At 52.8% G+C, this 5614-nt stretch carries 4 protein-coding genes; all 4 read right to left on the bottom strand.

Going from position 1 to position 5614, the window contains the following annotated elements; genetic code table 11:
- Positions 1 to 36: 36 nt before the first annotated feature.
- Positions 37 to 354: a hypothetical protein gene (locus B7364_RS18105; protein WP_085338884.1), complete on the bottom strand. Its 318-nt coding sequence runs from the start codon at positions 352 to 354 to the stop codon at positions 37 to 39.
- A gap of 12 nt (positions 355 to 366) precedes the next feature.
- The gene (locus B7364_RS05230; protein WP_085338883.1) at positions 367 to 4005 is read right to left on the bottom strand and encodes a DUF4011 domain-containing protein; all 3639 of its coding nucleotides are present in this window, start codon (positions 4003 to 4005) and stop codon (positions 367 to 369) included.
- A gap of 288 nt (positions 4006 to 4293) precedes the next feature.
- A complete protein-coding gene (locus tag B7364_RS05225; protein WP_085338882.1) occupies positions 4294 to 4653 on the bottom strand; it encodes a hypothetical protein in 360 nt (119 codons plus the stop codon).
- 10 nt (positions 4654 to 4663) lie between these two features.
- A partial coding sequence (locus tag B7364_RS05220; RefSeq protein WP_157893507.1) for a hypothetical protein occupies positions 4664 to 5614 on the bottom strand: 951 nt, incomplete at its 5' end.

Genomic DNA, 5614 nt, shown 5'->3' with positions numbered 1-5614 from the left:
TCGCCACTTCAATGCAAGGCGGCCAAGACCGGTCGCTTACGCATCAAGGAACTGAGCAACCGATAGCGGACTCATCAGAAGACATGGGGACAACGCAGTTAAGGCATCCCCCATGTCCTCAACAAGTTGGCGCACTGGCTTGTATGCTCTCTGTTTTTGAACCTCGTGCTTTAATACCCCAAAGCCACTGTGCCGATTGGGGTCGTCTGGATTAGGCAAACCACCGCTTAGCTTGGCCCTGACATAGTCAGCAGAAAGCTTGGCGACCCTCTCATCAAGGGCGCGAAATCTCTGAATCAAGTCTTCGTGCTCGATTGCCGAAAAATCCCGTAAAACTGGATTGTTATCAATCAAAACAGGCGCAAGTCAACGACAATAGGCCACTTCGAATGCGAGCTGCGCCTCATTTCCCTGAATAATGTCACATTCTAGCGCCTCTACGACCGCCTCAATGCCAGCATCGATTGCGACTTGCTTAAGCGCCTGCCATCTGCACCATGCATTGAGCCTAGGTTGCTTTTCGATTACTGCTTGAGCAAGCGAAGCCATTTGGTCGAGGCTGACGCTATTTGTGTCGGAAATTTTTGCAAGTTTCGAAAAGGCTTTGGCGGCGCTGACATAATGCTCGGCAACGGTGACGAGTGAAGCACACGAAGTTGCTAGAGGCATGCCGGGCTCTAACAGCTCTGAGGCCTCAGTAACCAAGAATCTAACCGCCTTTCGATGTTTCAGCATTTCAATTGGCTGATCTGTTAGGCGAGTAACTTGGCCTCGAAGCGTCTTAGCATGTTCAACTCTCTTCAGCATGGAACCGATATCTGTATCCAGCTGCTTCCAGCCAGCCTCGGCGGGCAGAGCGCCCGTATGCGCGTCAAGTGAACGACGCAATACTTGAAGTTGGGCGAGAACAGGCAAGTCCGCCGATAGATCAGGATTTGCGGGTAGCTGAGAAGCTTTCTTGATCTGCCCAGACAGTAGCCAGCACTCAAATGGACCTATGGGCCAAAATTTGCCCTTCGCTTTGGACCATCTGTCTGAGGTCGCTTCGACGTCAAGGGCAGCAATGGTCTCATCGGACCACGGCTGGGAGAGATCTAACTTAAGCTTTCGATAGTCCGAAAGAGTTTCGCAGGCCTCCTGCAGTTTCGATGCAATCTCAGAGCCTTCCGGGAGCAAGCCGAATGCATATTTCTTGCTCTCAGGCATCAGACTTCTTGCCAAAGCTGCCATGTCCGCTAACCCGGATAGGGTCGAACTTAGGTCTGGCAGCTCAGTCATTTCAGCAAAGCGAGCGGCTGCCTGCCTGACAGATTTATCGCATCTGAGAAGATTATTGGCCGCGATTGCTAGCTGCTCTGACCAATGATTTGACCAATTTGGCTGTTCGATTGAAGCGAAATCGACACGGTCGGCTGGGGAGATTTCACTAAAGCTTTGTCCCAGCCGACGCGCCAAGTCCTTTAATCTATCCAATCCCTCTGCGTCTTGCGCCCGATCATTGTGGAGGTCGCTTGCCCAGCCTAACTTTATAGGCTGCGCCTCATCGAGGCTGCAGGCTTTAGAAATTGCTTGGCGAGCACTTATGCCAGTTTGACCCTTTTTATGTAACGCCTCGACCAATCCGTTTAGGTTGGCCCTCAATGCTTTAAGGCGTGCGGCTTCGGCTTCCCACTCCGTAGAGGTCTTGGTTACTCTATTGCGCCAAGAGCGATCTAGCTGATTTAATACATCACGCTTGTTGGCCTTATTGGAGTGAAGCTCCAAACAAAAGTCGCCAAGCCCAACCTTCTTTAGCCGATCGTAAACGACATTTAGGGCCACCATTTTTTCGGCGACGAACAAAACACGCCGCCCCAGCCCAATATTATGTGCAATGATGTTGGAGATAGTTTGGGATTTGCCAGTTCCGGGGGGGCCTTCCAAAATGAAATCGCCATTCTGACCAGATGCATGAACGGCAACTACCTGGGAGCTATCCGCATAAAGTGGCATATAAAGACTGGCAGGGTCGACCTTTTCGTCAAGCTGATCCGGCGCAATGAATTGTGCTGAATTTTTATAGGGGTCGCGTGGCGTCTCAATTAGGTGGCGTACCAATGGCGCATTCTTCAATTGCTCAGTTCGGTCCGAGATGTCCTTCCACATGAGATATTTCGCGAAGGAGAAGGTCGACAGTATGACGTCTTCGATGACCTCAAATCCCGGAACTTCTTTGATCGCTCGACGGACACTATTCCAAACTGAAGTCACGTCGATGCCGGAGTCATCCCTAGGAAGTCCCGCTTCAAGTTCTGGGATACGGATCCCAAAGTCCTGCCGGATCATTTCCAAGAGGGTAAGATTGAAGGTTGGTTCATCCTCATGCAGCGAAAGACTGACCTTGGAGATCGCGCTGGCCCGCTTCAATGTGACGGGTAAGAGCAAGAGTGGCGCTCGATAGCTCTGTGTATCAGTTTCATTGACCTTCCAACGGAGTACACCAATGGCCAGAAATAGAGTATTTGCCCCGCCTTCCTGGAGGTCCGAATTTGCCTTTCGGTAAAGCTCGATTAGGCCGGCATCGAGCTGTCGTTCGTCCGCTGATGCTGCTAGCTCTTTTCGGGATAGGGCCTCAGCTGCAAATGCACGTTCAAATTCGACGCCATTTTGAACCCTGAAGAGTTCGGCGTCTCTGTTTCCTTCCGTTCCCGGAAGCGTAGGCACTGGTACAATGGAAACTTTGGAACCGGCAGCCAAAAGGTCTTCAAGGGCCGCAGGGTCTGGACATACCATTCGTATTGCGGTCTTGCTGGGCTTTAAGTTCAAAAGCCGATTGCGCTTTGTCAGGTCCAAAAGCTTACGCTTCCAATGATCAACGCGAGTCTCTGGACTATCGGGGGCGGGCCCATCGTCGAGACCCAAGTCGAAAGGAGGCAGTTCAGGGGCCGATTGAAGTCCAATCAATTGACCCGTTGCAATCGCTGGATCGGCGGGATTAGTTTCCAGCTCGATAGCCAGTGGTGTAATATACCTTCCACGCGCCTGCCTGATGTCCAACGCGTAAACAAATTGCGCCTCCCTTTCTTCAGCAATTCGACTCTCGGCTTCCCGGATTGCTCGATCAAAAGGTACATAGATATCTGATGTTGCGAGCGTTGTTTCAAAAAGGACAAGCTCCTTGAGAGCAACTGGCTTGCGAACATCAATAGGGTCTTCCGTTGTAAGGCTTGCAAATTGGGTCGGCTGCAACCAAACGCCCGCCATTACATGGCCCTCCACCAACACCAAGACTGGATACAATCCTGCTTGCTCGAAAGCGGCGGAGAACAAGAGGGCACTATCTAAACAGGTTGCCAACCCTTGATTCAGGACATCACTCGGTGTCCGAATTTTCTGGCCGGACCGCTCGAAGCTAGCTGGTGGTTCGCAATAGACCAATCTTTTGGCGCACACTGCGGACCAGATTGCCGAAGCAATTTCCCAGACCCGTGTGCGAGATTTACTCTGATATCCATCGAGCTTACCCTCCTTGCCTGCCGATCGAAGAACCTCAGCCGCATCTCTGAGGATTACCGCAACCGCAGGATCGTTCGGCATAACGAATGCCGCTAACAGCTCTTGCATGACGGAAGCCCCGCCCCATTCATTGCGGGCAAGGGCCATAATGTCGCGGGAAACGACCTCTAGCTCATGAGTTTCCCCACCACTTGAATGCGATAGTACAAAGGTCACTTGGGTCCGCATCGCTTCGTTCAGACGCGATAAAAGGCCACCATCAAGCGCGACGTTTCGGTCTTTGACCCGAACCTCCCCGCCAGAAGCCAGTCGATCAAACTTCCAAGCTCGGGGTGCAAGGACAGGCGGCTCACAGGTCATGGAAAGCGTTACACTCTCTAGGACCTCTTCACTAATGTTGCGGACAACAAGGTCCGCAATAATGGGAACGGCCGACTGCTGTGTGGCAAAGGTCACTTTTCCGGCAATGGCTACATCAATCCATTTTGAGGCGTTATCGTCGTGTGTCATGGTTGCCACTATTAAATTCCCAAGCAAATCGTGATGCTTAAAATAAGACCGATGAGCAGGCCTGTTTGACTAAAACAAGTTTAGGTTTCACTGCGACCTTTGGTCAAGAAGTACTCTAAGCAGCTTAATGATGCTGCCTAGCGTCAATTTCGGACATATGCACTACCAACGAGTTCAAACCGCTTGATATTTGTGGCGTCGGCGGAACAAAACAATAGCTGATACAATATCTTCAACGAAAATGGCTGCCAAGTGCCGTACAAGCTGCTAACCGAGAAATTCTTGTAGTTAACCTGTAACTCCTTCCGCCAGTGCATCAAGATAGGCTTCAAAGCGCCCATCAATATCGCTGTCCTCCTCCTCGCTTTCCAGTGGACCAGCATAGGTCAACCAAAGCCGAACAAACTGAAGAAGTGCCTCTTTGATTAGGATAAGCTCCCGACCCCTCGCCAGATCCCGCTGATCCAACCGATCAAGGCGGGCCTTAATGGTATCGGCGATGGCGTCAGCTCGGTCATGGATGAGGACGCGTTTTAGGGCATCGTTGGCGGCGCGTGAGAGGGTGAGCCCGCGCAGCTTGGCCTCGTGATCGAGGGCGCGGGCAGTGGTGTCATCAAGATGGAGGGTGAGTTGCTTGCGCGTGGTCATGGCTGCGGCCTCAGATCAGACGAGGTTGGGAGGGTGACGTGCCGCCGGTCCGCTTGGCCAACGCACGCTTGAGACGCGCCGTCCCCGAGGTGAGATCATCCTTGGTCACTAGCGACTTGGACTTTGCCGCTTTGGGTGGCGCGTCCTGGCTAACAGGGACAGCCACTATCTCCTGTCGCTTTGTCACCTTCTGCTTAGGTATGTTCACTACTACTTGCTTGGGCAGACTTGCCCCTAGTGGATAGGAGACCGCAGCCTCACTCCAAGGCTCTGGCCGCTGAATCTTGTCGGTCGGCGTATAAGCTGCCATGCGAACCATGGAGGGATCTGCCGGATGCAAGCGAACCGGCAGACGCCCAGTCTCAGCGATCAGGATCTCACCGGGCCGAACATGTCTGACGCCTTCGCTAGAGATAGCGCGATTATCGACCACCTCGATGAAGGACATATAGTCTGGCTCCGTCATGATGACGGTGTCGAAGACCGAGCACATGGGCTCTTGGAGACCAAGCTTGAAGGCATTGCGTATGTCACGGGTTGATCTTGCATGCACGAGAAAGGAGACGCCGCTGCGTTTTAGGTCAGCGTGTACCGCTTTGATCATCCGAGAGAGCTCATCTGGCATGTCAGGCTCAAGGGCAACCAGTACGGGACGATTGCCAGAAGTCAGCGCCTCGCGGAACAAGATGCGGAGCTGCGTGATCGCATGCATGAGCGGCAGGCTTACCGGATCAAAGTCATCACGCGCGTTCTTAGCTCTGATCTCAATGGAGAGAACGCGAGGGCCATACTCACAGATGTTGGCCAATGTCGGCAGAGGTGCCCAGCCCAGATAATAACTCCACCCCCTTTGAGTCGCCCACAAGCGCTCAGGTATCATGGCCAGATCTTCCGCCACCTGCTCCTGCGCTTGTGCCCAGTAGTCGAGAAGGCCAGACACCTGATCATAGGCCTCTGGCTT

The organism is Aquidulcibacter paucihalophilus (assembly GCF_002105465.1).
Classification (GTDB): domain Bacteria; phylum Pseudomonadota; class Alphaproteobacteria; order Caulobacterales; family Aquidulcibacteraceae; genus Aquidulcibacter; species Aquidulcibacter paucihalophilus.
This window is presented reverse-complemented; position numbering and strand designations above follow the sequence as displayed.

Coding starts and splice junctions, on each gene's coding strand:
- B7364_RS05230 (WP_085338883.1), bottom strand. CDS start 4,005: ATGACACACGACGATAACGCCTCAAAATGGATTGATGTAGCCATTGCC.
- B7364_RS05225 (WP_085338882.1), bottom strand. CDS start 4,653: ATGACCACGCGCAAGCAACTCACCCTCCATCTTGATGACACCACTGCC.